Origin of the sequence: Alteromonas sp. 14N.309.X.WAT.G.H12, from assembly GCF_036697315.1 — a bacterium.
GTDB lineage: Bacteria > Pseudomonadota > Gammaproteobacteria > Enterobacterales > Alteromonadaceae > Alteromonas.
Map to the genome: position 1 here is coordinate 1 of NZ_JBAHZB010000062.1, position 637 is coordinate 637.

At 44.6% G+C, this 637-nt stretch carries 1 protein-coding gene; it reads left to right on the forward strand.

The annotated features are described in order from the left end of the window. Positions 1-256: 256 nt before the first annotated feature. Positions 257-637: LacI family DNA-binding transcriptional regulator (locus V5298_RS14290; protein ID WP_332932124.1), on the forward strand; the 381-nt coding region annotated here is incomplete at its 3' end.

Sequence of the window (637 nt, forward strand, 5' to 3'; positions counted from 1 at the left end):
GGCATACACCGATGACCAACTCACCTTAAATTGGCAACACCAGCAGAATAGCGCCACGTTAACGGCGGACATAACCACCCTTAACGCTGAACTGACGTTGGTGGATGAAAAAGGGACTGACACCCTGTCATTGGCTTCCCTCATGTAAACCACCATTATTGTTTTTTGATGCAGCGACATCTTGACCATGACTGTACAGTGAGTAAGGTATGGGTTGGCTAAGGTGTTTAGCTGCATTCATTTAAAAAGGTAATGTGTGACAACATCAAAATTAACGATAAAAGAGGTCGCGAGTCGTCTTAATGTCTCTACGGCCACCATTTCCAATGCGTTTAATCGGCCCGATCAACTTTCAGCGAAGAAACGAGAGGCAATATTAAAAGCCTGTGAAGAAATGGGCTACATGGGGCCAAATAAGGCGGCACGCTCATTACGACGTGGAAAGAGCAACATTGTGGCCTTGATCTTACCTGACAGCCTTGACTATATGGTAAGCGATCCAGTCGCAAGTCAGTTTATTCGTGGCGTAACCCAAGTATTAAAAAATACACCGGCCAACCTACTGCTGTTTTCGGGAAATAATGACAGCGTAAATGACATCGTGGATTTTGTTGATGGTTTTATATGCTATGGTGCA